General features: G+C 59.9%; 21 protein-coding genes and 4 tRNA genes. 12 read left to right on the top strand and 13 right to left on the bottom strand.

Going from position 1 to position 26,473, the window contains the following annotated elements; all coding sequences use genetic code 11:
* Positions 1-138: 138 nt before the first annotated feature.
* The 4 genes from DYL59_RS09490 to DYL59_RS09475 all read right to left on the bottom strand — a co-directional run bounded on the left by DYL59_RS09490 (position 139) and on the right by DYL59_RS09475 (position 3,353).
* Positions 139-1,401, bottom strand: coding sequence for an OprD family porin (locus tag DYL59_RS09490; protein WP_135288948.1), 1,263 nt, complete (start codon positions 1,399-1,401; stop codon positions 139-141).
* Between the two features lie 264 nt (positions 1,402-1,665).
* Positions 1,666-2,523, bottom strand: a complete 858-nt coding sequence (gene copD / locus DYL59_RS09485; protein WP_135288947.1) for a copper homeostasis membrane protein CopD — start codon at positions 2,521-2,523, stop codon at positions 1,666-1,668.
* A 3-nt stretch (positions 2,524-2,526) separates the two neighbouring features.
* Positions 2,527-2,892 carry a copper homeostasis periplasmic binding protein CopC gene (gene copC / locus DYL59_RS09480; protein WP_135288946.1) on the bottom strand — a complete coding sequence of 122 codons (366 nt, stop codon included), beginning with the start codon at positions 2,890-2,892 and terminating at the stop codon, positions 2,527-2,529.
* Positions 2,893-2,909: 17 nt separating this feature from the next.
* Positions 2,910-3,353, bottom strand: a complete 444-nt coding sequence (locus DYL59_RS09475; protein WP_135288945.1) for a GNAT family N-acetyltransferase — start codon at positions 3,351-3,353, stop codon at positions 2,910-2,912.
* A 143-nt stretch (positions 3,354-3,496) separates the two neighbouring features.
* Between DYL59_RS09475 and DYL59_RS09470 the strand changes: the two genes are divergently transcribed.
* Positions 3,497-4,117: a TetR/AcrR family transcriptional regulator gene (locus DYL59_RS09470; protein ID WP_135288944.1), complete on the top strand. Its 621-nt coding sequence runs from the start codon at positions 3,497-3,499 to the stop codon at positions 4,115-4,117.
* Positions 4,118-4,228: 111 nt separating this feature from the next.
* On the opposite strand, the gene preA is transcribed toward DYL59_RS09470, so the two are convergent.
* The 3 genes from preA to hydA form a co-directional block, all read right to left on the bottom strand.
* Positions 4,229-5,503, bottom strand: coding sequence for an NAD-dependent dihydropyrimidine dehydrogenase subunit PreA (preA, locus tag DYL59_RS09465; RefSeq protein ID WP_135288943.1), 1,275 nt, complete (start codon positions 5,501-5,503; stop codon positions 4,229-4,231).
* Positions 5,503-6,870 carry an NAD(P)-dependent oxidoreductase gene (locus tag DYL59_RS09460; protein ID WP_135288942.1) on the bottom strand — a complete coding sequence of 456 codons (1,368 nt, stop codon included), beginning with the start codon at positions 6,868-6,870 and terminating at the stop codon, positions 5,503-5,505. The genes preA and DYL59_RS09460 overlap by 1 nt, the downstream gene beginning before the upstream one ends.
* A 152-nt stretch (positions 6,871-7,022) precedes the next feature.
* The gene (hydA, locus tag DYL59_RS09455; RefSeq protein WP_135288941.1) at positions 7,023-8,462 is read right to left on the bottom strand and encodes a dihydropyrimidinase; all 1,440 of its coding nucleotides are present in this window, start codon (positions 8,460-8,462) and stop codon (positions 7,023-7,025) included.
* Positions 8,463-9,053: 591 nt separating this feature from the next.
* Here hydA and DYL59_RS09450 point away from each other — a divergent pair.
* Together DYL59_RS09450 and DYL59_RS09445 are read left to right on the top strand one after the other, a co-directional pair.
* Positions 9,054-10,541, top strand: coding sequence for an NCS1 family nucleobase:cation symporter-1 (locus tag DYL59_RS09450; protein WP_135288940.1), 1,488 nt, complete (start codon positions 9,054-9,056; stop codon positions 10,539-10,541).
* Between the two features lie 160 nt (positions 10,542-10,701).
* Positions 10,702-11,985 carry a Zn-dependent hydrolase gene (locus tag DYL59_RS09445; RefSeq protein ID WP_135288939.1) on the top strand — a complete coding sequence of 428 codons (1,284 nt, stop codon included), beginning with the start codon at positions 10,702-10,704 and terminating at the stop codon, positions 11,983-11,985.
* A gap of 196 nt (positions 11,986-12,181) precedes the next feature.
* Here DYL59_RS09445 and DYL59_RS09440 read toward each other — a convergent pair whose 3' ends face one another.
* Genes DYL59_RS09440 through DYL59_RS09430 form a run of 3 tightly spaced genes read right to left on the bottom strand, consistent with a single transcriptional unit; the run spans position 12,182 to position 17,967 of the window.
* A complete protein-coding gene (locus DYL59_RS09440; RefSeq protein ID WP_135288938.1) occupies positions 12,182-13,603 on the bottom strand; it encodes an efflux transporter outer membrane subunit in 1,422 nt (473 codons plus the stop codon).
* Positions 13,587-14,756: an efflux RND transporter periplasmic adaptor subunit gene (locus tag DYL59_RS09435; RefSeq protein WP_135288937.1), complete on the bottom strand. Its 1,170-nt coding sequence runs from the start codon at positions 14,754-14,756 to the stop codon at positions 13,587-13,589. The genes DYL59_RS09440 and DYL59_RS09435 overlap by 17 nt, the downstream gene beginning before the upstream one ends.
* Positions 14,746-17,967 carry an efflux RND transporter permease subunit gene (locus tag DYL59_RS09430; RefSeq protein ID WP_135288936.1) on the bottom strand — a complete coding sequence of 1,074 codons (3,222 nt, stop codon included), beginning with the start codon at positions 17,965-17,967 and terminating at the stop codon, positions 14,746-14,748. Before DYL59_RS09430 ends, DYL59_RS09435 begins: the two co-directional genes overlap by 11 nt.
* Positions 17,968-18,163: 196 nt before the next feature.
* Here DYL59_RS09430 and DYL59_RS09425 point away from each other — a divergent pair, with 196 nt between their 5' ends.
* Positions 18,164-18,574 carry a PA0061/PA0062 family lipoprotein gene (locus DYL59_RS09425; protein ID WP_135288935.1) on the top strand — a complete coding sequence of 137 codons (411 nt, stop codon included), beginning with the start codon at positions 18,164-18,166 and terminating at the stop codon, positions 18,572-18,574.
* Here DYL59_RS09425 and DYL59_RS31365 read toward each other — a convergent pair.
* Positions 18,571-18,726: a hypothetical protein gene (locus DYL59_RS31365; RefSeq protein WP_167496671.1), complete on the bottom strand. Its 156-nt coding sequence runs from the start codon at positions 18,724-18,726 to the stop codon at positions 18,571-18,573. The genes DYL59_RS09425 and DYL59_RS31365 overlap by 4 nt on opposite strands.
* Positions 18,727-18,937: 211 nt before the next feature.
* On the opposite strand from DYL59_RS31365, the gene DYL59_RS09420 reads away from it, so the two are divergent.
* Positions 18,938-19,600 carry a C39 family peptidase gene (locus DYL59_RS09420; RefSeq protein WP_135288934.1) on the top strand — a complete coding sequence of 221 codons (663 nt, stop codon included), beginning with the start codon at positions 18,938-18,940 and terminating at the stop codon, positions 19,598-19,600.
* 125 nt (positions 19,601-19,725) lie between these two features.
* Here DYL59_RS09420 and pbpG read toward each other — a convergent pair whose 3' ends face one another.
* Positions 19,726-20,649, bottom strand: a complete 924-nt coding sequence (pbpG, locus tag DYL59_RS09415) for a D-alanyl-D-alanine endopeptidase (RefSeq protein WP_135288933.1) — start codon at positions 20,647-20,649, stop codon at positions 19,726-19,728.
* A 207-nt stretch (positions 20,650-20,856) separates the two neighbouring features.
* The gene (gene folD / locus DYL59_RS09410; RefSeq protein WP_135288932.1) at positions 20,857-21,711 is read right to left on the bottom strand and encodes a bifunctional methylenetetrahydrofolate dehydrogenase/methenyltetrahydrofolate cyclohydrolase FolD; all 855 of its coding nucleotides are present in this window, start codon (positions 21,709-21,711) and stop codon (positions 20,857-20,859) included.
* Between the two features lie 279 nt (positions 21,712-21,990).
* On the opposite strand from folD, the gene DYL59_RS09405 reads away from it, so the two are divergent.
* The 7 genes from DYL59_RS09405 (at position 21,991) to clpX (ending at position 26,315) form a co-directional block, all read left to right on the top strand.
* Positions 21,991-22,067, top strand: a tRNA-Arg gene (locus tag DYL59_RS09405).
* Between the two features lie 32 nt (positions 22,068-22,099).
* Positions 22,100-22,175: transfer RNA gene (locus DYL59_RS09400), tRNA-His, on the top strand.
* Positions 22,176-22,232: 57 nt separating this feature from the next.
* Positions 22,233-22,317 (top strand) — tRNA-Leu (locus DYL59_RS09395).
* A 79-nt stretch (positions 22,318-22,396) separates the two neighbouring features.
* Positions 22,397-22,472, top strand: a tRNA-His gene (locus tag DYL59_RS09390).
* 400 nt (positions 22,473-22,872) lie between these two features.
* A complete protein-coding gene (gene tig / locus DYL59_RS09385) occupies positions 22,873-24,183 on the top strand; it encodes a trigger factor (RefSeq protein ID WP_135288931.1) in 1,311 nt (436 codons plus the stop codon).
* Between the two features lie 91 nt (positions 24,184-24,274).
* Positions 24,275-24,910 (top strand): ATP-dependent Clp endopeptidase proteolytic subunit ClpP, encoded by a 636-nt coding sequence (gene clpP, locus DYL59_RS09380; protein WP_105522686.1) that lies wholly within the window; start codon positions 24,275-24,277, stop codon positions 24,908-24,910.
* Positions 24,911-25,022: 112 nt separating this feature from the next.
* The gene (gene clpX / locus DYL59_RS09375; protein WP_135288930.1) at positions 25,023-26,315 is read left to right on the top strand and encodes an ATP-dependent Clp protease ATP-binding subunit ClpX; all 1,293 of its coding nucleotides are present in this window, start codon (positions 25,023-25,025) and stop codon (positions 26,313-26,315) included.
* Positions 26,316-26,473 lie beyond the last annotated feature (158 nt).

Below are 26,473 nucleotides of genomic sequence, written 5' to 3'. Positions count from 1 at the left end.
ATCAAATGTGGGAGCGGGCTTGCTCGCGAAAGCGGTGTATCAGTCGACACATGAATTGACTGGCCAACCGCATTTGCGAGCAACCCCGCTCCCACAGGGGATTCGTGTTGGTGGCAAATCCCCGTTCGGCTGGAAACCTTACAGCAACGAAATCGGGTAGCTGATAAAGATCCGATTTTCATCAAACTCGTTATTGCTGAAATCCCGACGCATGGTCGAGTTGCGCCAGCGCACGTTCAGATCCTTCAATGCACCACTCTGCACCGTGTACGCCAGCTCCGACTCCCGGCCCCATTCCTTGCCATCAGTGATCGCCCCGGTGTGTACGTTACTGCCGCTGATATAGCGGTTCATCATGGTCAGCCCCGGCACGCCCAGCACCACGAAGTTGAAGTCATGGCGCACCTGCCAGGACTTTTCCTTGGCGTTGTCGTAGCTGGCGTTGTAGCTGTCGTTGGCCAGGGTGCCGCCGCTGGTGCCGTTGACCCGCATCCACACGCTGTCGCCGGTGAGTTTCTGCAAGCCTACGTAGAAGGTGTTGCCGTTGTACTTGGCCGAGAGCATGGCAAACGCGGTTTTGTTATCCAGGTCGCCGGCCAGGGCGCTGCCGTCTTCCTTGCCGGTGAAGAAGCCCAGGTTGGCGCCCAGGGTCCAGTCGCCCACCGGCTGGCTGTGGGTGAGGTTGAAATACTGCTGTTGGTAGATATCGGTGAGTTCGGCGTACCACACGCCGACCTGGGTGCGTTTGTCGTTGAAGCTGTATTCGCCGCCGCCGAAGTTGAAACGATCGGAGGTGAAGGCGGCTTTGCCGTTCATGAACATGTCTTCCATGCTCGCGTCGTTGCGCGGGCTGTTGCCACGGAACTGGCCGCCGTAGAGGGTCAGGCCGGCGATTTCATTGGACGTGACCTGGCCGCCACGGAAGGTCTGGGGCAGGGAGCGGCCGTCGTCGGAGCGCAGGATTGGCAGCACCGGCATCCATTCGCCCACCTTTAACTCGGTCTTGGACAGCCTGGTTTTCAGCGCCACTCCCAGGCGCCCGAAGTTGTCGGCAGGGCGGCCGTCGTCGTGGATCGGCAACAGCTGGGTGCCGCCGGTGCCTTTGCCGCCGTCGAGTTTTTGCGAGTACAGGCCCAGCACATCAAGGCCAAAGCCCACCGTGCCCTGGGTGAAGCCGGATTTGGCGTCGAGAATGAAGTTTTGCGTCCACTCCTCGGCCTTGGCCTGTGGGTTGGTCGAGTTGGTGAAGTTACGGTTGAAGTAGGCGTTGCGCAGGTTGAGCGTGGCCTTGGCGTCTTCGAGAAAACCATCGGCCTGGACGCTGAGGGGGAGGGTGAAGGCGAGGCTGCCGAAACTGATAAAACCCAGACGAGCGCAGGAATTGCGGGCGAATTGACTCACAGTGAAGCTCCCTTTCTTTTGTTGTTTTTATTATTTGTCATACGTTGTCGTACAACATTGAGGGCGATATTTGCGGGGTTTTAGCCATGTGTCAAGCAGAAGTTATAGGATGACTATGCCGCCCTAGGTATTAAGCGGGCACGGTTTAAATGTGGGAGGGGGCTTGCTCCCGATAGCGGTGTGTCAGTCAACGTATCCATCACTGACCCACAGCCATCGGGAGTAAGCCCCCTCCCACCTTTGATTGCATTTCAACGGGTGAAATCAGTTGGCCATGACCATCGGCGGCAGGGTTCCTAGTAGAGAAACGGCCGCCACTGCCGCAATCCCTAACAGCCACTCCACCATCACACTGGCCTTCAAACTACCTACACGCTCGTCACACCGCTCGATCCGCAACCGGTTCAACAACGCCAACGCCAACATCCCCAGCACCAGCATCGCCTTGATCAGCAGGATCAACGCAAACCCGCTGAACAGGGGGGTGGGCCAAATCTGCCCGGTAAGTACCCGCACATTGATCAGCCCGGTCACCAGCAGCCCCGCCACCAAGCCATACCCCAGGCCGCTGAACCGTCGTAGGATCGGCTCCAGTGCAAGGCCCTGCGGTTGACCCAGGATCAACACCAGCAGCAACAACCCACCGAGCCACGCGCCCACGCAGGCCAGATGCACCACCTGGTTCAGGATCAGCAATTGCCCGCTGAGCCCATCCAGCATGGCACCATGGCCGACCGGCGCCAGTGTTGCCAGCAGCAGAGCCAGCACCGGCAGGCGCAGGGCCGGCCAGGGTTTGATCAGCACCATCAGCAGTAACAGATTGAGCAGTAGATGCCACACCCACACCTGGCCAAAAAACGTCTTGACCAGCACCAGTTGCACGGTCGCCGGTTGCAGTGCCGCGCTCCAACCGCCCGCGATGCTGGCGGTGATCAACAGCAGCCAGGTCACCCCCGACACCAGCCCGACCCAGGCCAGTGCACGGGTCAGGCGCAACAACTGCCGATCCAGTGCGGGGTGCGCCGCGATGCCGAGTAGCCAGGGCCTGAATACCGCAGCACCGAACATCAGCAGTACGACAATGAAATGCACAAAGCGGCACAGCACCAGCAGGGTTGCCATGGGTTATTGGCCGACCTTGAAGCTGTATTCACCGTTGCTCTTGTGGGTGTCGACCGATACGGCATCCCACACCACCTTGTAGGTGCCGGCGGCCAGTGGCGCGGCCGGTGTGACCACCAGGGTCTTCTTGTCGGCATCCGGGGTTTCCAGGCCCTTGATGGCGACTTCGGTGCCGTCCTTGCTCAGGGAAACCTTGGTGAAGGTGGCTTCCACGCCTTCGCTGAAGGTCAGGCGCAGGTCTTTGGGGGCCGCAACGCTGCTGTCTGCAGCGGGCTCGGCGCTTTTCAAGTGAGCATGGGCGAACGCAGCCGAAGCCCCCAGCAAGCAAGTGAGCAGGGCGACAGTGGTCAGGGTTTTCTTGATCAACATTGTTCAGTACCTACAGGTCAGGGAGTCGGTAATGCCATGTGCAACAAAGGAAAGGGCTTGCCCTCGCCATCCAGCGGCGAGCGCGCCACCTGGATAAAACCATAGTGCAGGTAGAAACCCACGGCCTGGGGGTTTTGCTCGTTCACATCGACAGTCAGCGTGTCGTGACGCGCACGCACGTGGTCCAGCAATTGACGGCCGATGCCCTGGCCCCGGCGGGCAGGGTCGATAAACAGCATTTCCACATTGTTGGCGCCAGTGGCGATAAAACCGGCGATGCCTTCAGGGGCTTCGTACACCCACACCTCAAGGGCAGGCATCGGCAGGTAGGTGTCGCGCACCAAGGGCAACAAGCGCTGGATATCGTCCTCGGGCAGGAAGTCATGGGTAGCCCGTACCGAGCGTTCCCACAGCGCACCCAGCTCGGGGTCGTCGGTGGCCACGCGAGGTCGAATAGTCATTGCAATGATCCTTCATAGGGACCGCGATCCTAACCAATCCAATTTGCGTGGGAAAGCTTCGCGTCAGAAGTTTCACTATGGCCTGTCGCCGCGATCTAGAGCCGATGGTAGTCTTTAGCCCTAGTTGTTGTCAGGGAGCCCTTATGGGCAATCACAAGATCGGAATTCGGCGGGTCAACGTCGAAAAAATCCTGCTGGCGGCGGAGAAGATCTTCGCCGAGAAAGGCTATGGCAGCACCGCCATGGCCGACATCGCCGAAGAAGTGCAACTGCCGCGCTCCAACCTGCATTACTACTTCACCACCAAGAGCGAGCTGTACAGCGCGGTGCTGTTCGACCTGCTGGAAGTGTGGAAGCAGGACGCCCTGAGTTTCGAAACCTTCGATGACCCGCGTGTGGTGCTCAGCAGCTACATCCGCGCCAAGATGCAGCGCTCGCGTACACGGCCGTATGGGTCGAAAGTCTGGGCCAATGAAATCATCCACGGCGCGCCTACCCTGGGTGAGGCGCTGGATGAAAGCCTGTATGACTGGGCCAAGATGAAAGAAGCGAAAATCCGCCAATGGGTGGAGGACAAACGCATTTTGCCGGTGGAACCGTCGAGCCTGCTGTACATGATCTGGGCGTCGACCCAGCACTATGCCGACTTTGATCACCAGGTGAAGATTTTGAATGATCACCAGCCGTTGTCGGATATGCAGTTTGAGCGGGCGATTCAGACGGTGACGGGGGTGATTTTGCGGGGGATTGGGTTGGAGCCCTGAGCCTTGTGGTGGGGCTTAGGGCCTTATCGGGGGCAAGCCCCCTCCCACAGTTGACCGTGTTCACAAATCCAAATGTGGGAGGGGGCTTGCCCCCGATAGCGGCCTAAAGGGCTACACAGCTTCCCGATAGGGATTCCTGGGATCCTGCGTCCAATTCAAAAACGGCTTGCCCGTATCCATCGGCACCATCTCGATGCAGTCCGCCACTGGGCAAGTGATCTGGCACAGGTTACAGCCCACGCACTCATCATCGATCACCTCGTATTTGTGCGTGCCATCTGCCTGTTTCAAACTCGCAATCGCCTGGTGGGACGTATCTTCACAGGCAATATGGCAACGCCCACAGCCAATGCACGCTTCCTGATCGATCTTCGCAATTACCTGATAGTTGATGTCCAGGTACTTCCAATCCGTGGTGTTACCTACCGCTCGCCCGGAAAACTCCTGCAAGCTCTTGTAGCCTTGGCTGTCCATCCAGCGCGACAACCCGTCCTTCATCTCTTCCACAATCCGAAAGCCATGCAGCATCGCTGCCGTGCACACCTGCACCGCGCCGCAGCCTAGCGCAACGAATTCCGCCGCATCGCGCCAGTTGCCTATGCCGCCAATGCCGCAGATGGGCAAGCCCTGGGTCTGTGGGTCGCGGGCGATCTCGGCCACCATGTTCAGCGCAATCGGCTTGACCGCCGAGCCGCAATAACCGCCGTGGGTGCTTTGGGTGCCCACCACCGGTAGGGCGACCATGCGTTCCAGGTCCACGCTGGTGATGGAGTTGATGGTGTTGATCAGCGACACCGCATCCGCCCCGCCTCGATAGGCCGCCCGCGCCGCCACGCGGATGTCGGTGATATTGGGCGTGAGCTTGACGATCACCGGCAGCGAGCAATAGGTCTTGCACCAGCGTGTCACCTGCTCCACATACTCCGGCACCTGGCCCACCGCCGCGCCCATGCCGCGCTCTGGCATGCCGTGGGGGCAGCCGAAGTTCAGTTCGATGCCGTCGCAGCCAGTGGCTTCTACCAGTGGCAGGATGTTTTTCCAGGACTCCTCCACGCAGGGCACCATCAACGACACGATCAGCGCACGGTCGGGCCAGTCTTTTTTCACCTGGGTGATTTCCCGCAGGTTGATCTCCAGGGAGCGGTCGGTGATCAACTCGATGTTATTGATCCCCAGCACCTCCCGGTTGGCACCGTAGTGGGCCGAGTAGCGTGACGACACGTTGACCGCCGCCGGGTCTTCACCTAGGGTTTTCCAGACCACGCCGCCCCAGCCCGCTTCGAACGCGCGCACCACGTTGTAGGCCTTGTCGGTGGGTGGCGCAGAGGCCAGCCAGAAGGGGTTGGGGGCTTTGATACCGGCGAACACAATCGAGAGATCGGCCATTACGCAGCCTCCACGTTCAGCATGAGTTGGGTGTGCATGGCTTCGGCTGCGAGCTTGCCGTGTTGTACCGCCTGCACGGTGAGGTCCTGGCCGAGGCTGACGCAATCGCCGCCGGCGTACACCCCGGGAATACTGGTTTGCAGCTGTTCATCGACAAAGATCCGCTCGCCCACCCGATGCAGTTGCTGGGCCAGCGGGTCGTGCAATGCTGCGCTGTCGAAGCCTTGGCCGATGGCCTTGAAGATCGCATCGGCGGCCAGTTCGAAGGTTTCGCCGGTGGGGTGAAGACGGCCGTTTTCCATGTGCGTGCGCAAAAAGCGCATGCCGCGTACATGGCCCTGATCATCCAGCAGCACTTGCTCAGGTTGTGCCCAGGTTAACAAGCGCACTTGATTGGCCTTGGCGATCTCCTGTTCATGGTGAGTGGCGCCCATGTCCGCCAAGCCTCGGCGGTAGACAAGGTTGACGTCACGGGCGCCCAGTCGCGCCATTTGCACCGCCATGTCGATGGCGGTATTACCGGCGCCGAGCACAATGCAGCGGTCGGCCAGGGGCAGTTGGGTCAGGTCATCGGCCTGGCGCAGTTCGCGGATGTAGTCAGTGGCGGCGAGCAGGCCGGGGGCGTCCTCATGGGGCAGGCCCAGTTGTTTGCTGGCGGCCAGGCCCAGGCCGAGGAATACCGCATCGAATTGCTGGTGCAACTCGCTCAAGGTGAGGTTATCCCCCAGGCGCAGGCCGTGGCGGATCTCAATGCCGCCGATTTGCAGGAGGAAATCCAGCTCTTTCTGGGCAAAGTCATCCACCAGTTTGTACTTGGCGATCCCGTATTCATTCAGGCCACCGGCTTTTTCCCGCGCTTCGAAGATCACCACGTCATGGCCGTGCAACGCGCTGCGGTGGGCACAGGCCAAACCCGCAGGCCCGGCACCGACAACGGCGATGCGCTTGCCGGTGGCGGCGGCGCGATGGAAGGGGTGTTCGGTGAAGTGGGCGTTGTCCACCGCATAGCGTTGCAACAGGCCGATGAGGACCGGCGCGCATTCTTCGGCGTTATTACGCACGCAGGCTTGCTGGCAGAGGATTTCGGTGGGGCAAACCCGTGCGCAGCTGCCGCCGAGGATGTTGGCCGAGAGAATCTTTTGCGCGGCGCCTTGCACGTTGTCGGTGTGGATATTGCGGATGAACGACGGGATGTCGATCTCGCTGGGGCAGGCGTTCACGCACGGCGCGTCGTAGCAATACAGACAGCGCGAGGCTTCCAGTTGGGCCTGGCGGGCGTTGAGGGGCGGTGCCAGGTCGGTGAAGTGGCTGGCGAGGGTTGTTCCATCCTCACGGGGATGGGGGAGGTGGGTCAGGGTCTGGATCACGGGTTTGGCCTCACGGTTATTGAGGTGCCGCCTCTGATGGGCATTGGTTTTTGTGTTGCTTGTACTGGCCTCTTCGCGAGCAAGCCCGCTCCCACATTTTGAATGCGTTCACAAATCCAAATATGGGAGGGGGCTTGCTCCCGAAAGCGGCTTCAGCGGTTCACAGCCACTGGCTTGGAATGCGCGGCCCGCTTGCTCAACTGCTCAAACACCGCCGGATACGCCGGCCGCTCCACATACCGCCCGGCACCGCGCTCGGCGCGCAGGTCGCCATCGGCCCAAACCAACTTGCCCTGGCTGATGGTGTGGCTCGGCACGCCGCGTACGGTCTTGCCTTCGAAGATGTTGAAGTCGACTTTCTGGTGGTGGGTCTTGGCGGAGATGGTCCGCGTACCCTCAGGGTCCCACAGCACCAGGTCGGCATCGGCACCGACACGGATCGCGCCTTTGCGGGGGTAGAGATTGAAGATCTTGGCGGTGTTGGTGGAGGTCAGCGCAACGAACTCCTGCATCGACAGGCGCCCGCTGTTGACGCCTTCGTCCCACAACACGGCCATGCGGTCTTCGATACCGGCGGTGCCGTTGGGGATTTTGCTGAAATCATCACGGCCTGCGGCCTTTTGCTCGGCGCAGAAGCAGCAGTGGTCAGTGGCGGTGGTGTGCAGGTTGCCCGATTGCAGGCCGTGCCACAGCGCCTCCTGATGCCCGCGTGGGCGGAACGGCGGGCTCATCACGTAGCCGGCGGCGGTTTGCCAGTCGGGGTGTTGGTAGACACTGTCGTCCAGCAGCAGGTGGCCGGCCAGGACTTCACCGTAGACCGGTTGGCCCTTGCTGCGGGCGTAGGTGATTTCGTCCAGCGCTTCCTTGGTCGATACATGCACCAGGTACAGCGGTGTGCCGATGGTTTCGGCGATTCGGATTGCCCGGCTGGCCGCTTCGCCTTCTACCTGGGACGGTCGCGACAGGGGGTGCGCTTCCGGCCCGGTGATGCCCTGGGCCATCAGCTTGCGTTGCAAGTGGTAGACCAACTCGCCGTTTTCCGCATGCACGGTGGGCACTGCGCCCAGTTCCAGGCAACGCTCGAAGCTGGCCACCAAGGTGTCGTCGGCCGCCATGATCGCGTTCTTGTAGGCCATGAAGTGCTTGAAGCTGTTGATGCCGTGGCGGCTGACCAGTTCGGCCATTTCCTCGCGCACCTGCTCGCTCCACCAGGTGATTGCCACATGAAAGCCGTAGTCGGACGCGGACTTTTCTGCCCAGCCGCGCCACTGGTGAAAGGCTTCCAGCAAGGATTGCTGTGGGTTGGGAATGACAAAGTCGATGATCGACGTAGTGCCCCCCGCCAGGCCCGCCGCCGTGCCGCTGAAAAAGTCTTCACTGGCCACGGTGCCCATGAAGGGCAATTGCATATGGGTGTGGGGGTCGATGCCGCCGGGCATCAGGTATTGGCCGCTGCCATCGAGTAGTTCAGTACCGGCGGGAATATCCAGATTCGTACCAATGGCCCGAATTAGACCGTCTGCACACAGTACATCGGCGCGGTAACTTTCATCATGGGTAATAACGGTGGCGCCACGGATCAACAGCGACATGTCGAGTTCCTCACAGGCTTGACCGGCTTGTGCCAGTTCTAAGTGTTGTAATGCTGCTAACCGATGGCCGGTTAATTCCTGTCATCGGTGACAGGAATAGAAGCTAGCCCGAGTTTTTAGATTGGGCAAGAAGATTTTTTATAAGCTTATATAGATTTTAACTGATTGATTTATAAGGATAAAAATCAATTTTCACCAAAATGTAGCGGCCTCTCACCATTTTGACGCACTTGACAGGTTCTTAAATTGAGCAACATTTCTTATTGCAAATCAGACGCTTGAGACATGCCGCTTGACGAGGGCGGTAAATAAAAATAATTGTGTTGCACCAGATTGAGTCCTGATAGCTCGGACAACTTCCACTGGGTTTAGCCTGAGCCGTGTGAAAAGTACCGAAGGCTTGATCGGAAAGCTGATTAACATCAGCCAGTTATATAAGCGGTGCGGGTGTGGCAACGGTTGTCGGCACGGATATTGAGTGCAGTGGCGGCTGGCCGGGCCCGTGATGTCATGTTGTTTACGAGGTACTCCGGCCATCCAGTGTTACGCGTTGGATGAGCAACAATAATTCGAAAAAACCGTGGAGCGGCCATGCAACAGAACAGATCGCAAGTCATTGAACGCAACGGCCTGTACGAACTCGACGCCGGCCCCGACGTCCTCGACAGCCCTCGCTATAACCACGACATGGCACCGACCAAGGTGCACGAACGAACCTGGAACAAGTGGCATATCACGGCCCTGTGGGTCGGCATGTCGATCTGTGTGCCCACCTACACCCTGGGCGGGGTGCTCACGGCGTACTTCGGTTTGTCGGTGGGTGAGGCGCTGATGGCGATCCTGCTGGCCAACATCGTGGTGTTGATCCCGCTGACCCTTAACGCGTTTCCCGGTACCAAGTACGGCATTCCGTTTCCGGTGTTGCTGCGTTCGTCGTTCGGCATCCTCGGTTCCAACGTGCCCTGTCTGATTCGCGCGTTGGTGGCGTGCGGCTGGTTTGGTATCCAGACCATGTTTGGCGGGTTGGCGATCCACCTGTTCCTGGGCTCGATTTTCGAGGGCTGGAAGTCCTTGGGCGGTACTGGGGAAGTGATCGGCTTCATGGTGTTCTGGTGCCTGAACTTGTGGGTGGTGCTGCGAGGCGCCGAGTCGATCAAGCTGTTGGAAACCCTGTCCGCGCCGTTGCTGGTGGCGGTCGGGATTGGCCTGCTGGTGTGGGCGATGCCCAACGTGTCCATCAGCGAATTGATGGCCATCCCGCCCAAACGTCCGGAAGGTGCGAGCCTCACCGGTTACTTCATGGCCGGCCTGACCGCAATGGTGGGCTTCTGGGCCACGTTGTCGCTGAACATTCCCGACTTCAGCCGCTACGCCAAAAGCCAGAAAGACCAGATATTGGGGCAGATTTTTGGCCTGCCGCTGACCATGTTCCTGTTTGCGGCGCTTGGCGTAATCATGACCGCTGCCTCGGTAAAACTGGTGGGTGTGAGCGTGTCCGACCCGGTGACCTTGATCGGGCATATCCAGAGCCCGGTATGGGTGGCTATCGCCATGGCCCTGATCATCATCGCCACCTTGTCCACCAACACGGCGGCGAACATTGTCTCGCCCACCAATGACTTCCAGAACATCGCGCCCAAGCTGATCAACCGCACCACGGCGGTGATCCTCACCGGGTTGGTGGGCCTGGTTTTGATGGGCCATGAGCTGCTGAAAAAGCTGGGGCTGATCGTTTCCGATGTGAGCCTGGAGACCGTGTATTCCAACTGGCTGCTGGGTTACTCAAGCCTGCTGGGGCCGATTGCCGGGATCATGGTGGTGGACTACTTCATTACCCGCAAACAGCAACTGGACCTCGCCGGGTTGTACCGCGATGACGTGTACCCGGCGTGGAACTGGAGTGGTTTTATCGCGTTTGGCGTGCCGGTGGTGCTGACGTTGTTGTCGCTGGGCAGTGACGCATTCAGCTGGTTCTACAGCTATGGCTGGTTTACCGGTTCGGCGTTGGGTGGGTTGTTGTACTACGGCCTGAATGCCAAGCGCGGGGCCAGCCCGGTGCCCGCCAAATCCCAGTTGTGAATGCGGACCAGTGTGGGAGGGGGCTTGCTCCCGATAGCGGTGTGTCAGCTACAGATTTATCAACTAAACCACTGCAATCGGGAGCAAGTCGAATCGTCGCACCGCCCCTCCCACATTGATCCGAGTGAAATCATAAGAAATACAGCCTGAGGAGATCCCCATGAACGCTGCGCTAGACGTTCTGCAATCCACCCATCAGCACATCAACCGCGACCGCTTGTGGCAGTCGCTGATGGACCTGGCCCAACTCGGCGCCACCCCCAAGGGCGGCGTGTGTCGCTTGGCCCTCACCGATCTGGACCGCAAGGCCCGCGACCTGTTTGTGCAGTGGTGCGAAGACGCCGGATGCACGGTGACCGTCGATGGTATCGGCAACATCTTCGCCCGCCGCCCTGGTCGCAACCCCAACCTGCCGCCGGTGATGACCGGTAGCCACATCGACACCCAGCCCACCGGCGGCAAGTTCGACGGCTGCTTTGGCGTGCTGGCCGGGGTGGAGGTTTTGCGTACGCTCAACGACCTCAACGTGGAAACCGAAGCGCCGCTGGAAGTGGTGGTGTGGACCAACGAAGAGGGCTCGCGCTTTCCGCCGTGCATGATGGGTTCGGGGGTGTTCGCCCAGAAATTCACCTTGGCCGACACCCTGGCCAAAGTGGACGCCGATGGCATATCAGTGGGCGATGCGCTCAACGCCATTGGCTATGCCGGCACCCGTGCGGAAAGCGGCCACAAGGTCGGCGCATATTTTGAGGCCCATATCGAACAAGGCCCGATTTTGGAGGATGAGAAAAAAACCATCGGCGTGGTGTTGGGCGCACTCGGCCAGAAGTGGTTCGACCTGAAGCTGCGCGGTGTCGAGGCGCATGCGGGGCCGACGCCCATGCACCTGCGCAAGGACGCCCTGGTGGGCGCAGCGGCCGTGGTAGCGGCGGTAAATGCCGCGGCGCTGGGCCATCAGCCCCATGCGTGCGGCACCGTGGGATGCCTGCAAGCCTACCCGGGGTCGCGCAACGTCATTCCCGGCGAAGTGCGCATGACCCTGGACTTCCGTCACTTGGAGCCGGCGCGGCTGGATTCGATGATTGCCCAGGTGCGCAACGTGATCGAAGACACCTGTGCCAAACATGGTTTGAGTTTTGAAATGGAGCCGACGGCCGATTTCCCTCCGCTGTATTTCGACAAAGGCTGCGTGGACGCCGTGCGTGAGGCGGCCAATGGCTTGGGCCTGTCGAACATGGACATCGTCAGTGGGGCAGGGCATGACGCGATCTTCGTCGCGGAGCTTGGCCCGGCGGGGATGATCTTTGTGCCGTGCGAAGGCGGCATCAGCCATAACGAAATCGAGAATGCCGCGCCAGATGATTTGGCGGCGGGGTGTGCGGTGTTGCTCAGGGCAATGGTCGCCGCGTCAGCCGCAATCGCCAGCGGCAAACTCGCCGCCTGAAATGCGTTTAAAAATGTGGGAGGGGGCTTGCTCCCGCTAGCGGTGGCTCAGTTGATACATAAGTGACTGACACACCGCTATCGGGAGCAAGCCCCCTCCCACATTGGATCTGCGGTGTTTATACAATGTGTGTCTTGCGCAGAACCCATGTGGGAGGGGGCTTGCTCCCGATGGCGGTGTGTCAGTCGCAGCAGTTTTAATGGGCCCGCCCTTGCCAGCCGCCACCTAAGGCGGTGATCAGGCCGACGCTGGCTTGCAGTTGTCGCGTTTGCACCGCCTGCAACGTCCGCTGTGCCTGCAATGCCGCCGTCTGCGCGGTCACCACATCCAGGTAGCTCACCGCCCCGGCCTGGTAGCTGTTCATCGCCAGGGCTTGGGTGTGCTGCGCCGCATCTGCCGCCGCTTGTTCATCTTGGGCTTCTTGCTGCAAATCCCGCAGTTGCCCCAGGTTGTCTTCCACTTCGCGGATGGCTTTGAGCACCTGGCTGCGATACTGCGCCGAGGCTTCTTCGAACTCGGCCTTGGCCTGGCGTTCATTGGCGCTCAAGCGGCCGCCGTCGAAGATTGGCAGGTTGACCAGTGGCCCCAGCGCCCAATAGCGATTGCCCGCCGAGAGCAGGTTGCCGACGCCCTGGGTCTGCCCGCCAATCAATCCGGTCAGGCTGAAGTCCGGGTACCACGCGGCCTTGGCCACGCCGATATTGGCGTTGGCGGCGAACACCCGGCGCTCTGCTGCGGCGATGTCCGGTCGACGTTGCAGCAGGTGGCTGGGCAGTTGCGCAGGAATACCCGGCAGGGCGAGCAACTGTTGGCTTGCAGGCAATGAAAAGTCACTCGCCGCGACGCCTACCAGTTCACCAATGGCATGCTCGGTTAGGTTGCGTTGCCCACGGACCTCATCCAGCTGCGCCTTGGCTTCAGCCAGTTGGTTTTGCGCTCGGGTCAGGTCCAGCTCTGAAGCGATCTGCCCTTCATATCGGCTGCGGGTCAGTTGCAGCGCCTGGCTGAAATCCTCCAGCGAGCTGTTGAGTATCCGCGCCTGGGCATCCAGCCCATTGAGCTGCACGTACAAGGTCGCCAACTGATGCTGCAGGCTCAGGCGCGCCACCGCCAGGTCATCGCCAGAGGCCTGTGCCTGGGCATCGCCAGCCGCCACCTGGTTGCGGATTTTGCCCCACAGGTCCAGGTCGTAGCTCAACGAAAAACCGGCGGTATTACTGTTGTAGACCGAAGGCTGTGTATCACCGCGCAGGGGTCTTGAGTCTGACTGGCGTTGGCGCAGGGGTTGCGCGCTGGCGGTGATCTGGGGGAACAGCCCGGCATGCAATTGGCTGGCATACGCCTGGGACGCATCGAAGTGCGCCAGCGCCGCCGCCAGGTCCGGGTTGGCCTTGAGCAGTTGCTGTTGCAGGCCGCTCAGGCGCGAATCGTTGTAGAGCGTCCACCATTGAGGCGCCAGTTGATCGGACGGTTGCGCGCTGTGCCATGGACCGTCGCTGGTCTGTTCACGATAACCGGCTGGCAAGTCCACGCTTGGCACCTTGTAGGTCGGCGCCATGGAGCAACCTTGCAACGCCAGCAGCATCAAGGCGGCTATGGAGTTAAGCCTTGGGCGCATGCGCACCTCCGGAGGCGTCGGCCAGTTGCACCGGGTCACCCTCGCGCAAGGCGTCGGGCGGGTTGTCGACGACACGGTCGGCGGGTTTCAGGCCCTGGTCGATCACCAGGCGTTCGCCAAGGTCCAGGCCGATATGGATGGCTTGCAGGTGCACATGATTCTGCGCGTCCAATACCGCCACCTGAGTGCCTTGGGCGCGGAAGATCAGCGCACTGGCCGGGATGCTCACACCGTGGGTGTCCGCCGGAATCGCGAAGGTTGCCTCGGCGTAATCGCCGGGCAGCAATTCGCCTTTGGGGTTATCGGCGACGAACTGCGCCAGCAAGGTGCCGGAGCGGCGGTCGATGGCGGTGGAGTCGCCGATCAGGCGCGCCTTGAAGTGTTCGCCGGGGTGCTCGGGCACCGTCAACTGGGCCTCAAGGCCTGGGTGGATAACGGCCGCGTAGTTCTGCGGCACCGGTACGTACAGGCGCAGTTGGTGGGTGTCGGCAATGTTGAACAGCTCGGGGTCGCTGTCGGTATCGGCCTTGATCAACTGGCCGATATCGGTGTTACGCGCGGTGATGGTGCCAGCGAACGGCGCGCGAATGGTCTTGTAGCTTGCCAGCGCCGACAGGCGTGCGTAGTCCGCAGCGGCAGCTTCGGCGTTGGCCTTGGCTGCAACGGCGTTGGAGGTTTTTTCATCCGCCTCCTGGCGCGACACCGAATGGCTGGCCAGCAGGTTTTGCCAGCGCGTAGCGGTGGTTTCGGCCAGGCGCGCATTGGCTTGCTCCTGCACCAGGCGCGCATGGGTCTGCGCCAGTTGCTGGTCGAGGTCGGGGCTGTCGATTTCGGCCAGGATTTGCCCGGCTTTGACCTGTGCACCGATATCGGCTTTCCAGTCCTTCAGGTAGCCGCTGACCCGGGCATGGATCGGCGCCTTGCTCCAGGCTTCCAGGTGGGCCGGCAAGCGCAGGGTGTCGCCGGCGGCGTTTTGTTGCGGTTGGAACACCATCACTTGGGGGATGGCTGCGGTTTGCGTCCAGGCGGTGACCGATTGTTCGTGCAATGTACGGGCATGCAGGCCGTTGGCGACCAACAGCGCAGCCAGTGTCAGGCCGCCGACACCCATGAGCATCAGACGCTTGCGCGAGGGTTTGTGATCAGACGACATGTGGGGTTTCTCCTGCAACAGCGCGAGTAGGGTGACGCCCGTGGACCAGGCTGAAAACCACGGGTACAAACAACAGGGTGGCGATGGTGGCGAAGATCAGCCCACCAATCACCGCCCGGCCGAGGGGGGCGTTTTGTTCTTCGGACAGGGCCAGCGGCAACATGCCGATGATCATCGCCAAGGCGGTCATGCACACCGGGCGGAAGCGCGTATAGCCAGCTTCCATGGCGGCCTTGAGGGCATCGCCATGTTCGGCCAGGCGCTCACGGCAGAAGCTCACCACCAGGATCGAGTTGGCGGTGGCCACGCCCATGCACAAAATGGCCCCGGTCAATGCGGGCACCGATAACGAAGTGCCGCTCAGGAACAGCATCCACACGATGCCTGCCAGCGCCGCTGGCAGGGCGGTGATGATCACGAACGGGTCGGCCCAGGACTGGAAGTTGACCACGATCAGCAGGTAGATCAGCACCACCGCACCGAGCAAGCCCAGGCTCAGGCCGCTGAAGGCTTCGTGCAGTGCGTCGATCTGCCCGTGCAGGCTGATGGTTGCGCCTTTGGGGCGCATGGACGCGGTGTCATCCAGCACTTTTTGCACGTCGCGCGCCACGCCGCCCAGGTCGCGGCCTTGTACGTTGGCGTACAGGTCCAGGGTGGGTTCGATGTTGTAGTGGGTCACCACGGCCGGGCTTTGCACACGGGAAATGCTTGCCACGCCACCGAGGATTTGTGACTGGCCGTCCGCACCGGTAACCGGCAGGGCTTCCAGTGACGGCAAGCTGTCGAGGCGGTATTGCGGCGTGGCAGCCACAATGGAGTACGACACACCGTTGGCAGGGTTGAGCCAGAAGGTCGGGGCGGTCTGCGAGCTGCCGGCCAGGGAGGCGACCATGCTGTTGGTCACGTCGCGTTCGGTGATGCCCAGGCCGTTGGCGCGCAGGCGGTCGACGTTGACTTGCAGCGACGGGTAGCCGGTGGACTGCTGGATCCGCAGGTCGGCGATGCCCGGTACGTGCTGCAAGCGACGCTCAAGTTCCACCGCATAGGCTCGGTTTTCCTCATCGCTGCGCCCGGAAATTTTCACGTCCAGCGGGGCCGGGGCGCCGAAGTTGAGGATCTGGCTGCTGATGTCTGCCGGGAGGAAGGCGAAGTGGCTGCCGGGGAAGCTTTGCGGCAGGGCTTCACGCAGCTTTTTCACGTAGTCGGCGGTAGGGGCGTGGTCCTTTTTCAGGGTGACCTGGATGTCGCCATCCTGCGGGCCGATGGTGCCGCTGCTGCTGTAGGCCATGTCGATACCGCTGAGGGGGATGCCGATGTTGTCGACGATGGTGTCCAGTTCGGCGGCGGGGATCACTTCGCGGATCCGCTGCTCGATGCGGTCGAAGGCGGCGGCGCTTTCCTCGATACGCGTGCCCAACGGCAGGCGCACATGCAGCGCTAGGGCGCCGGCATCGGTGGCGGGGAAGAAATCCTGGCCCAGGCTGGGCAGCAACAGGAAGGATGCGAGTACGCAGGCCAGGAAGCCAACGATAAAGCGCTTGCGATTGGCCAGCGCCAGGGTCAGCAACCCGTGGTAGGTATCGCGGATGTTCGAGAAGTGGCGCTCGAACCCTTGCTGGAAATTCAGCACCCCTTGCAGCAGGGCATTGCGCGGCTTTTGGTGTTGCTCGCCCTCGTGGTGGTTGATGAATGCATCTTCCGGATGATGCCCCGCGCCTTGCTCCGGGGTGTGGGGCTTGAGCAGGAACATCGCCAGGGTCGGCACCAGGGTGCGCGACAGGATGAACGAACTGGCCATGGCAAAGATCACCGCCAGGGCCATCGGCCGGAACAGGTAGCCGGCGATGCCTTGCAACAAGAACATCGGCACGAACACGATGCAGATACACAGCAGCGATACGAACGCCGGACCGACGATTTGCGCGGCGCCGTCGAGGATCGCGGTCTTTACCGACTTGCCTTGCTCCAGGTGCCAGTTGATGTTCTCGATGGTCACCGTGGCGTCGTCCACCAGGATACCCACGGCCAACGCCAGCCCGCCGAGGGTCATGACGTTGAGGGTTTGCCCGCTGACCGCCAACAGCGCAATCGCCGACAGCACCGCCAGGGGAATCGAGGCAGCAATGATGATCGTGGAGCGCCAACTGCCGAGAAACAGCAGGATCATCGCACTGGTCAGCAGCGCGGCGATGATGCCTTCCTGGGCCACGCTGCCCACCGACTGCTTGACGAACACCGATGCATCACCCAGCAGCGACGTCTTGAGCGACGGCGGCAGGGTCTCGTTGATACGCGGCAGCATCTGGCGGATACCGTCGATGATCGACAGGGTGGAGATGCTGCCGTTCTTGAGCGCCGGCATCAGCACGGCGCGGTGGCCGTCAACGCGCACGATGTTGGTTTGCGGCGGCGAGCCGTCACGTACGTGGGCCACTTGGCCGATGGTGATCAGCGCGCCGTCGACGGTCTTGATCGGCAGGTCGTTGAGCTCATCGATGGCCTTGGGGCTGTTGTTGAGCAGGATGGTGTATTCGTTGGGGCCGAGCTTGGCGGTGCCCACCGGGATAATCTGGTTCTGCAGCGCCAGGGCGTTGCCCACGTCCTGCGCCGACAGGCCTTTGGCGGCCAGCGCCTGGGGGTCAAGGTCGAGGGTGATCTGGCGTTGCTTGCCGCCCATGGGCGTCGGCATGGCCAGGCCGGGCAGGGCGCTGAGGGGCAGGCGGATATTGTTCTGCACCAAGTCGCGGATTTTGGCTTCCGAGAGGCTGGGGCTGGAGAACGCCATCTGCAGGATCGGCACCGTGGAGGCGCTGTAGTTGAGGATCAGCGGCGGCGTGATGCCGGGCGGCATCTGCTTGAGCACGGTTTGTGAAACGGCCGTCACCTGGGCGTTGGCGGTGCGAATATCCACGCCGGGCTGGAAGAAGATCTTGACGATGCCCATGCCGGGCAGCGATTGCGATTCGATATGTTCGATGTCGTTGACGGTGGTGCTCAGGGAGCGTTCGTAGGTGTAGATCACCCGACCGGCCATGGCATCCGGCGACAGGCCGTTGTACTGCCAGACCACGGCGACCACGGGAATGCCGATATCGGGAAACACATCCGTGGGGGTTCGCAGGGCCGCCATCGGCCCGATGATGCAGATGAATATGGCCAACACGATAAACGTGTACGGCTTTTGCAGTGCGGTCTTTACCAGCCCGAGCATGCGTGAACCTCCAGGGGAGCAGGATTGCAAACCCCGGCAGTCTTGCCCGACCCACCTAACACGCGCCTTTCAGCCAGGTGAAGGAACATTTAGGTTGGAGCTTAAGATCGTTTCATATGTATTCATTTGTTCTACACGGGCCCCCTCCTCAAGCTTGTCACCCATCGGACACATCGTCTTTCTTTGGAGCCCTGCCATGTCACTCAAGCCCTTATTGTTGATTCCTGCCCTCGGTGCTGTGCTGTTGTTGTCGGCGTGCGCCGGCCCGATCCCGAAAGCGGACCCGAGCGAAGCGTGGATTGGTTTGAAAGAAGAAGCGCCGAACGACCTGATGGCCGAACGCGTGGACGGCAAACGCGTGAATGACGGGCGCTTCTTTGAAGTAAGCCCTGGGGATCATCGCTTGGATGTGACGTTGTTTGAAGAGGAACCCGGCGACGACAACCAGCAGGACTGCCAAGGTCGGGTCGAATACAAGCACTTCAGGGCGGGCGAGCACTACACCCTGGTGGAATCGAGCCTGGGCACCACCGTGCGCGCCTCCCTCAAGGATGGCCACGGCAAGGAGGTTGCGGCGACCGAGGACTTCAATTGCATGCCTGGCTAGGCGTGATGTACCGCCGCCTTGTGGGGTTTGGCGGGTTTGACGACGTGGGGGTGATGGTGCCGGCGGGCTATGCGCAACACCCCCCACAACATGGCGCCGGCAACCGCCAGCCAACCGCAGATCAACATGAAAATCGTTGTTGCAAGGCTCATTCGGGCCTCCTTTCGCCCCGTACGGGGCACACACAGTCTTTTCAATGGACAGTCTAGTCACCTGGCGGTTGCCCGCTATTGACCAATGGTCGTGTCTGTCCAACTTCTTTGCTCTATGCCGGACGCTTTACTGACGCTTGAGGCTATACCCGCGTGGCAGAGCGTCCTATGATCAGGGCCCTTACCGGCAGTTGATCAAGAGAGTAAAAAATTGCGGTTACGGTCAAACCTTCCAAATTCCGTGTTGCTGGCGTGCGCCCTGGGCCTTGCAGCCTGTTCCTCTGCGCCGTCGAAGCTGCCGGGCTTGCCGGAGCGTGTCGAGCTCAACGGCGTACCGACGTTTCGCAGCGAGGCCTATCAGAGCGGCCCTACGGCCTTAGCCAGCATGCTGTCGCAACAAGGCATTGTCATGACACCGGGCCTGTTGGATAAGCCACTGCATTTGCCCGGCGGCGAAGCGAACCTGGAGCGCAACATGCAGGTGCTGGCGCGTGAGTACGGGCTGATGGTGTACCCGTTGGATGCCAAGCTCACGGCAGTGCTGGCGCAGGTGGCGGCGGGGTATCCGGTGATGGCGCGTATCGGTGGCGGGATGTTCTCTGACGCGCACTATGTGGTCGTGGTGGGGTTCAACCAGCAGAAGAGCACCGTGCTGCTGCGCTCGGGCATGGACCGACGGTTGTTGATGAGCTTCAGCGATTTTGAATCTAAATGGAAAAGCGCCGGGAGTTGGGCAATCCTCACTCAGCGGCCGAGCCAGTTGCCGGCGAATGTGGATGCGCAGCGTTGGCGGGAGGCGGCGAATGCAACGGCTCAGGCCGGGCAGGAGCGGGCGGCTGCGCAGGCGCTTAAAGTGTTGGCTGAAACCAAATAGAAAAGAACACCCAAGCGCCCATGTGGGAGGGGGCTTGCCCCCGATAGCGGTGTGTCAGTCAGTGCATCTGCCACTGATATACCGCTATCGGGAGCAAGTCCCCTCCCACATTAGGTATTGCGGTGTTAGCGACGCACTTCTGCCGCGTTCGGGCGATTCTTCAGGTTTTTATCGGCCTTGTAGCGCAACGCCACATCCGGCACTGACCCACTCTTGCCTGTCTCGACCCAATTACGAATCCGGCCCGCATCGGCAAAGTGGGTGAATTTGCCAAACGCGTCCAGGATCACCAGGGAAACCGGACGGTTACCCATACTGGTCACCAGCACCAGGCAGTGCCCGGCCTGGTTGGTGAAACCGGTCTTGGTCAGCTTGATATCCCAGTTGGCACGGTTGATCAGGTGGTCGGTGTTGGAGAAGCCCAGGGTGTAGTTGGGCTTGCGGAACGACACGGTCTTTTCCTTGGTAGTGCTCAACTGGCTCAGCATCGGGTAGTGACGCGCGGCGGCGAGCAGCTTGCTCAGGTCACGGGCGGTGGACACGTTGTGGATCGACAAGCCGGTGGGCTCAACATAGTGGGTGCTGGTCATGCCCAACGCCTTGGCCTTGGCGTTCATCGCCGCGATAAACGCCGGGTAGCCGCCTGGATAGTGGTGGGCGAGGCTCGCGGCGGCACGGTTTTCCGAGGACATCAGGGCGATCAGCAGCATCTCTTTGCGCGGCATTTCGCTGCCGATTTTCACGCGGGAAAACACGCCTTTCATTTCCGGCGTGTCCTTGATGTTGATGTCGATGTATTCGTCCATATTCTGCTTGGCTTCCAGCACCACCAAGCCGGTCATCAGCTTGCTTACGGAGGCGATGGGCACCACCACGTCCGGGTTGCTGGAATAGATGACTTTGTTGGTCTGCAGGTCTACCAGCATGGCGCTGCCGGAAGCGATTTGCAGCTTGGAGGTGTCACGCGGGGCCTGGGTGGTCTCGGCGGCGTGCGCGAAGGTGCCTGTAAATGCAAACAATAGGCTGACGAGAGAGAGACGAATTTTCACGCGGATGAACTCGCTAAAAAGTAAGGAAATACCGTTGGGGAACGGGTTATATGACAAATGCCGTTACATTTTAGGAGTATGGATCAGAAACTGTCGAATGTTCTTCGAGAACCGGACGAAAGTGCTTAAAAACTAAGAAAAAATCAGTTTATGGCGCGCAATAAAAAGCCCTGCGATAAGGCAGGGCTTTTTCAGCACGGCGAGTTATTAGTCGTGCAAGGTTTCTGCGGCGTACAGCGTGTTTTCCAGCAGGCAGGCGCGGGTCATCGGGCCGACGCCACCCGGTACCGGTGTGATCCAACCAGCACGGGGCAGGGCGGTTTCGTACACTACGTCGCCCACCAGCTTGCCGTCTTCCTGGCGGTTGATGCCCACGTCGATGACGATGGCGCCTTCCTTGATCCACTCACCCTTGACCAGCCCCGGCTTGCCGGCGGCGACCACAACCAGGTCGGCACGGCCAACGTGGCCGGCGAGGTCCTTGGTGAAGCGGTGGGTGACGGTGACGGTGCAGCCGGCCAGCAGCAGTTCCATGGCCATCGGACGACCGACGATGTTGGACGCGCCGACAACCACGGCATCCAGGCCGTACAGGTCGACGCCGGTGCTTTCCAGCAGGGTCATGATGCCTTTGGGGGTGCAGGGGCGCAGTAGCGGGATACGTTGGGCCAGGCGACCGACGTTATAAGGGTGGAAACCGTCGACGTCTTTGTCCGGGCGGATGCGCTCCAGCAGTTTGGACGCGTCCAGGTGCTCGGGCAGTGGCAGTTGCAGCAGGATGCCGTCGATGCCTGCGTCGTCGTTGAGGCCGTCGATCAGGTCGGTGAGGGCCTGTTGGCTGGTCTGCGCAGGCAGGTCGTAGGCCTTGGAAATAAAGCCGACCTCTTCACAGTCTTTACGCTTGTGCGAGACATAAACCTGAGAGGCAGGATCGCTGCCGACCAGGATCACCGCGAGGCCAGGCGTGCGCAGGCCTTGCTGGCTGCGCTCGGTGACTCGTTTGGCGATCTGCTGGCGCAGGCTGGCGGCGATTGATTTGCCGTCGATAAGTTGTGCAGTCATTACGCGTGATTAACCATCGAGAGGGGGAAGAAAAGTGCGCGCATTCTCGCATGCCATGGCGTGAGGGCAAAGGCGCTTGGTCTGCAAATTGCCCTAACCCCTTAAATAAAATGAATTTTTTTCAAAAAAGATTTGACGGGTTTCAAGGCCCTCTATACTATTCGTCGCACTTGTCGGGCACAGCCTAGCACTGGTTAAGAAGGTCGAGCAGAATAGATGGTTGTTCTGCAAGGCTGGAAGCACTTAGTTTGTAGTCCTAATAGAATACAGATTAATAAGGCGCCCGTAGCTCAGCTGGATAGAGCATCCGCCTTCTAAGCGGATGGTCGCAGGTTCGAGTCCTGCCGGGTGCGCCATTAGGCAGCTTTGGCACAAGTAGCGCTATATGGTGGGCGTAGCTCAGTTGGTAGAGCACGGGATTGTGACTCCCGTTGTCGAGGGTTCGATCCCCTTCGTCCACCCCATATTCTGAAAAGGCGCCAGATTAATCGTCTGGCGCCTTTGCTTTAAGAGCTTCAAGCGCGGATGTGGTGGAATTGGTAGACACACTGGATTTAGGTTCCAGCGCCGCGAGGCGTAAGAGTTCGAGTCTCTTCATCCGCACCAATTTCAAGGCGTCGCCCTACCGTCAGGTAAGGTGAGGTTCAACAAAGAAGATGTTCGAGTTCTTTGTTAATGCAATATGGTGGGCGTAGCTCAGTTGGTAGAGCACGGGATTGTGACTCCCGTTGTCGAGGGTTCGATCCCCTTCGTCCACCCCATATTCGAAAGGCGCCAGATTTAACAGTCTGGCGCCTTTTTTGGTTTTAGCGGTTCGAATATCCAGCGGCTGCAGGTTGTGGGTCGCAACGGCAGGGCGTTTCATCGTATTTGTGTGTCTCGATGATGCTGCGCTGCCCGCTCCCTCTGTTAGCAGGGTGGGCCGTCAGGGAGATGGATGACGACCTCTTCTATATATAGAAGGGGCGACGCAGAGCCCTGGCGTGATTGTCTGTATTTGTCACCGGGGCGAGGTACTTCAGTGCCTTCGTACCGATAAATTGCCGGCTGTTTTCGGGCGTATTTCCAGTAGGGTGACTTCTTGAGTTTGACCCACTAGAATGCATGCCCTTGATTGGGGTCGGAAATGGCCGGCTAACGTCTGTGCAACGAGGAATATCCATGCAAGTTTCTGTTGAAAATACTACTGCTCTTGAGCGCCGCCTGAGCATCACCGTGCCGGCTGAGCGTATCGAGACTGCGGTCAACAAGCGTCTGCAGCAGACTGCCCAGAAGGCCAAGATCGCTGGTTTCCGTCCAGGCAAAGTGCCGATGAGCGAAATCAAGCGCCGTTTTGGTGCTGATGCACGTCAGGAGGCGGTAGGTGACGTGATCCAGGCTTCCTTCTACGAAGCCGTTGTCGAGCAAAAGCTGAACCCGGCTGGCTCGCCTTCGATCGAGCCTAAGTCCCTGGAAGCGGGCAAGGACCTGGAATACGTTGCCGTATTCGAAGTGTTCCCTGAATTTGAAGTTGCCGGTTTCGAAGGTATCGAGATCGAGCGTCTGAGCGCCGAAGTGGCTGATTCGGACCTGGACAACATGCTGGAAATCCTGCGCAAGCAGAACACCCGTTTCGAAGTGGTCGATCGTGCTGCCCAGAACGAAGACCAACTGAACATCGACTTCGTTGGCAAGGTTGACGGCGAAGTTTTCGCTGGCGGCTCCGCCACGGGTACTCAGCTGGTGCTGGGTTCCAATCGCATGATCCCTGGTTTCGAAGACGGCCTGGTTGGCGCTAAAGCCGGCGAAGAGCGTGTTCTGAACCTGACTTTCCCTGCTGACTACCAAAACCTGGACCTGGCTGGCAAAACCGCCGAGTTCACCGTGACCGTCAACAGTGTCTCCGAGCCTAAGCTGCCAGAGCTGAACGAAGAGTTCTTCGCTCAATTCGGTATCAAGGAAACCGGTATCGAAGGTTTCCGCACCGAAGTTCGCAAGAACATGGAGCGTGAGCTGCGCCAGGCCATCAAGTCCAAGGTCAAGAACCAGGTAATGGACGGCCTGCTGGCTGCCAACCCGATCGAAGTGCCTAAGGCCCTGCTGTCCAACGAAGTAGACCGTCTGCGCGTACAAGCTGTTCAGCAGTTTGGTGGCAACATCAAGCCTGACCAACTGCCGGCCGAGCTGTTCGAAGAGCAAGCCAAGCGCCGCGTCGTGCTGGGCCTGATCGTGGCTGAAGTGGTCAAGCAGTTCGACCTCAAGCCTGACGAAGACCGCGTTCGCGAAATGATCCAGGAAATGGCTTCGGCCTACCAGGAGCCTGAGCAGGTCGTAGCTTGGTACTACAAGAACGACCAGCAACTGAACGAAGTACGTTCGGTTGTGCTGGAAGAACAAGTTGTGGATACTGTTCTGCAGAAGGCTAAGGTGACCGATAAAGCGGTCTCTTACGAAGAAGCAGTCAAACCGGCGGAAGCAGCACAAGCCGACTGATTGTCCAACTCGTTGGAAATACAACCATAAGCCAGCCTCGCGCTGGCTTATGCGTTTTCAAGACATGACTATTTGGGAGTAACTGCAGAGCATGTTCCGTAATTCCTATATTCAGCAGAACTCTGATATCCAGGCCGCTGGCGGCCTGGTCCCGATGGTTGTCGAGCAGTCCGCTCGTGGCGAACGCGCCTACGACATCTACTCGCGCCTGCTCAAGGAGCGAGTGATCTTTCTGGTGGGCCCCGTAGAGGACTACATGGCCAACCTGATCTGTGCGCAACTGCTGTTCCTTGAAGCGGAAAACCCGGACAAGGACATCCATCTCTACATCAACTCCCCAGGCGGTTCGGTGACAGCGGGCATGTCGATCTACGACACCATGCAGTTCATCAAGCCGAACGTATCGACCACCTGTATCGGTCAAGCCTGCAGCATGGGCGCGTTCCTGTTGACCGCTGGTGCCGAGGGCAAGCGTTTCTGCCTGCCGAACTCCCGCGTGATGATTCACCAGCCACTGGGCGGTTTCCAGGGCCAGGCGTCGGACATCGAGATCCACGCCAAGGAAATCCTGTTTATCCGTGAGCGCCTCAACTCGCTGATGGCCAAGCACAGCGGGCGTACCCTGGAAGAAATCGAGCGCGACACCAATCGCGACAACTTCATGAGCGCCGAAGCCGCACAGGCCTATGGCCTGATCGATAAAGTGATTGACCGTCGCCCAGCTTAATATAAGCCACTCAAAATAAGGCTGGTCGGCATGCCCGACCACCTGCGGGCTTGAAAAAGCCCGCATAAGCCTTCATCTTGTGTTGCAAGCCTATCGGATTTGGATCGAACGAATGACTGACACCCGCAACGGCGAGGACAACGGCAAGCTGCTCTATTGCTCCTTCTGTGGCAAAAGCCAGCATGAAGTACGCAAGTTGATTGCCGGCCCCTCGGTCTTTATCTGCGACGAGTGCGTCGACCTGTGCAATGACATCATCCGTGAGGAGGTGCAGGAAGCCCAGGCCGAGAGCAGTGCGCATAAATTGCCTTCGCCTAAAGAAATCAGCGGCATCCTTGACCAGTACGTCATTGGTCAAGAACGTGCAAAGAAGGTTCTGGCCGTAGCGGTATACAACCACTACAAGCGCTTGAACCAGCGTGACAAGAAAGGCGACGAAGTCGAGCTCGGCAAGAGCAACATCTTGCTGATCGGTCCTACAGGCTCGGGTAAGACCCTGCTTGCAGAAACCCTCGCTCGCCTGCTGAACGTTCCGTTCACCATCGCCGACGCCACCACCCTCACCGAGGCTGGCTACGTAGGCGAGGACGTCGAGAACATCATTCAGAAACTGCTGCAAAAGTGTGACTACGACGTAGAGAAGGCCCAGATGGGTATTGTCTACATCGACGAAATCGACAAGATCTCGCGCAAGTCCGACAACCCGTCGATCACCCGGGACGTTTCCGGTGAAGGCGTGCAGCAAGCCCTGTTGAAACTGATCGAAGGCACGGTTGCTTCCGTACCGCCACAAGGCGGCCGCAAGCACCCGCAGCAGGAATTCCTTCAGGTTGATACGCGCAACATCCTGTTCATCTGTGGCGGTGCATTCTCGGGGTTGGAAAAAGTTATCCAGCAGCGTTCCACCCGTGGCGGTATCGGTTTCAGTGCAGAAGTGCGCAGCAAGGAAGAAGGCAAGAAGGTGGGCGAGTCCCTGCGTGAAGTCGAGCCTGACGATCTGGTCAAGTTCGGTCTGATCCCGGAATTTGTCGGCCGTCTGCCGGTCCTGGCAACGTTGGACGAGTTGGATGAGGCTGCTCTGATTCAGATCCTCACCGAGCCGAAAAACGCCCTGACCAAGCAATACGCCAAGCTGTTCGAAATGGAAGGTGTAGACCTCGAGTTCCGTACCGATGCACTCAAAGCAGTGGCCAAGCGGGCACTGGAGCGCAAGACCGGTGCGCGTGGCCTGCGCTCGATCCTCGAAGGCGTGTTGCTCGACACCATGTACGAAATTCCCTCGCAGTCTGAGGTGAGTAAAGTGGTGATCGACGAAAGCGTTATAGAAGGTAAGTCCAAGCCGCTGTTTATCTACGAAAACAGTGAGCCGGCGGCCAAAGCTGCCAAGGCTGCGCCAGACGCGTAAGCGTTGTGCAGTGTCGGTACAAACAAGGGGCCTCCAGGGGCCCCTTTGTTTTTGCGGTGTTTTTTGCCGTAAGACCTTTCCTGCGTTTAACTGCTGGCAATAAGCTTGTTTTTTTTGCATGCAGCCCCCATCTTGGTTTCAAGCTTATTTTTCATCTG

It is taken from the genome of Pseudomonas kairouanensis (assembly GCF_004682055.1).
Lineage (GTDB): Bacteria > Pseudomonadota > Gammaproteobacteria > Pseudomonadales > Pseudomonadaceae > Aquipseudomonas > Aquipseudomonas kairouanensis.
The sequence above is the reverse complement of the archived record's forward strand: the minus strand, read 5'-3'. Positions and strand labels throughout refer to the sequence as shown.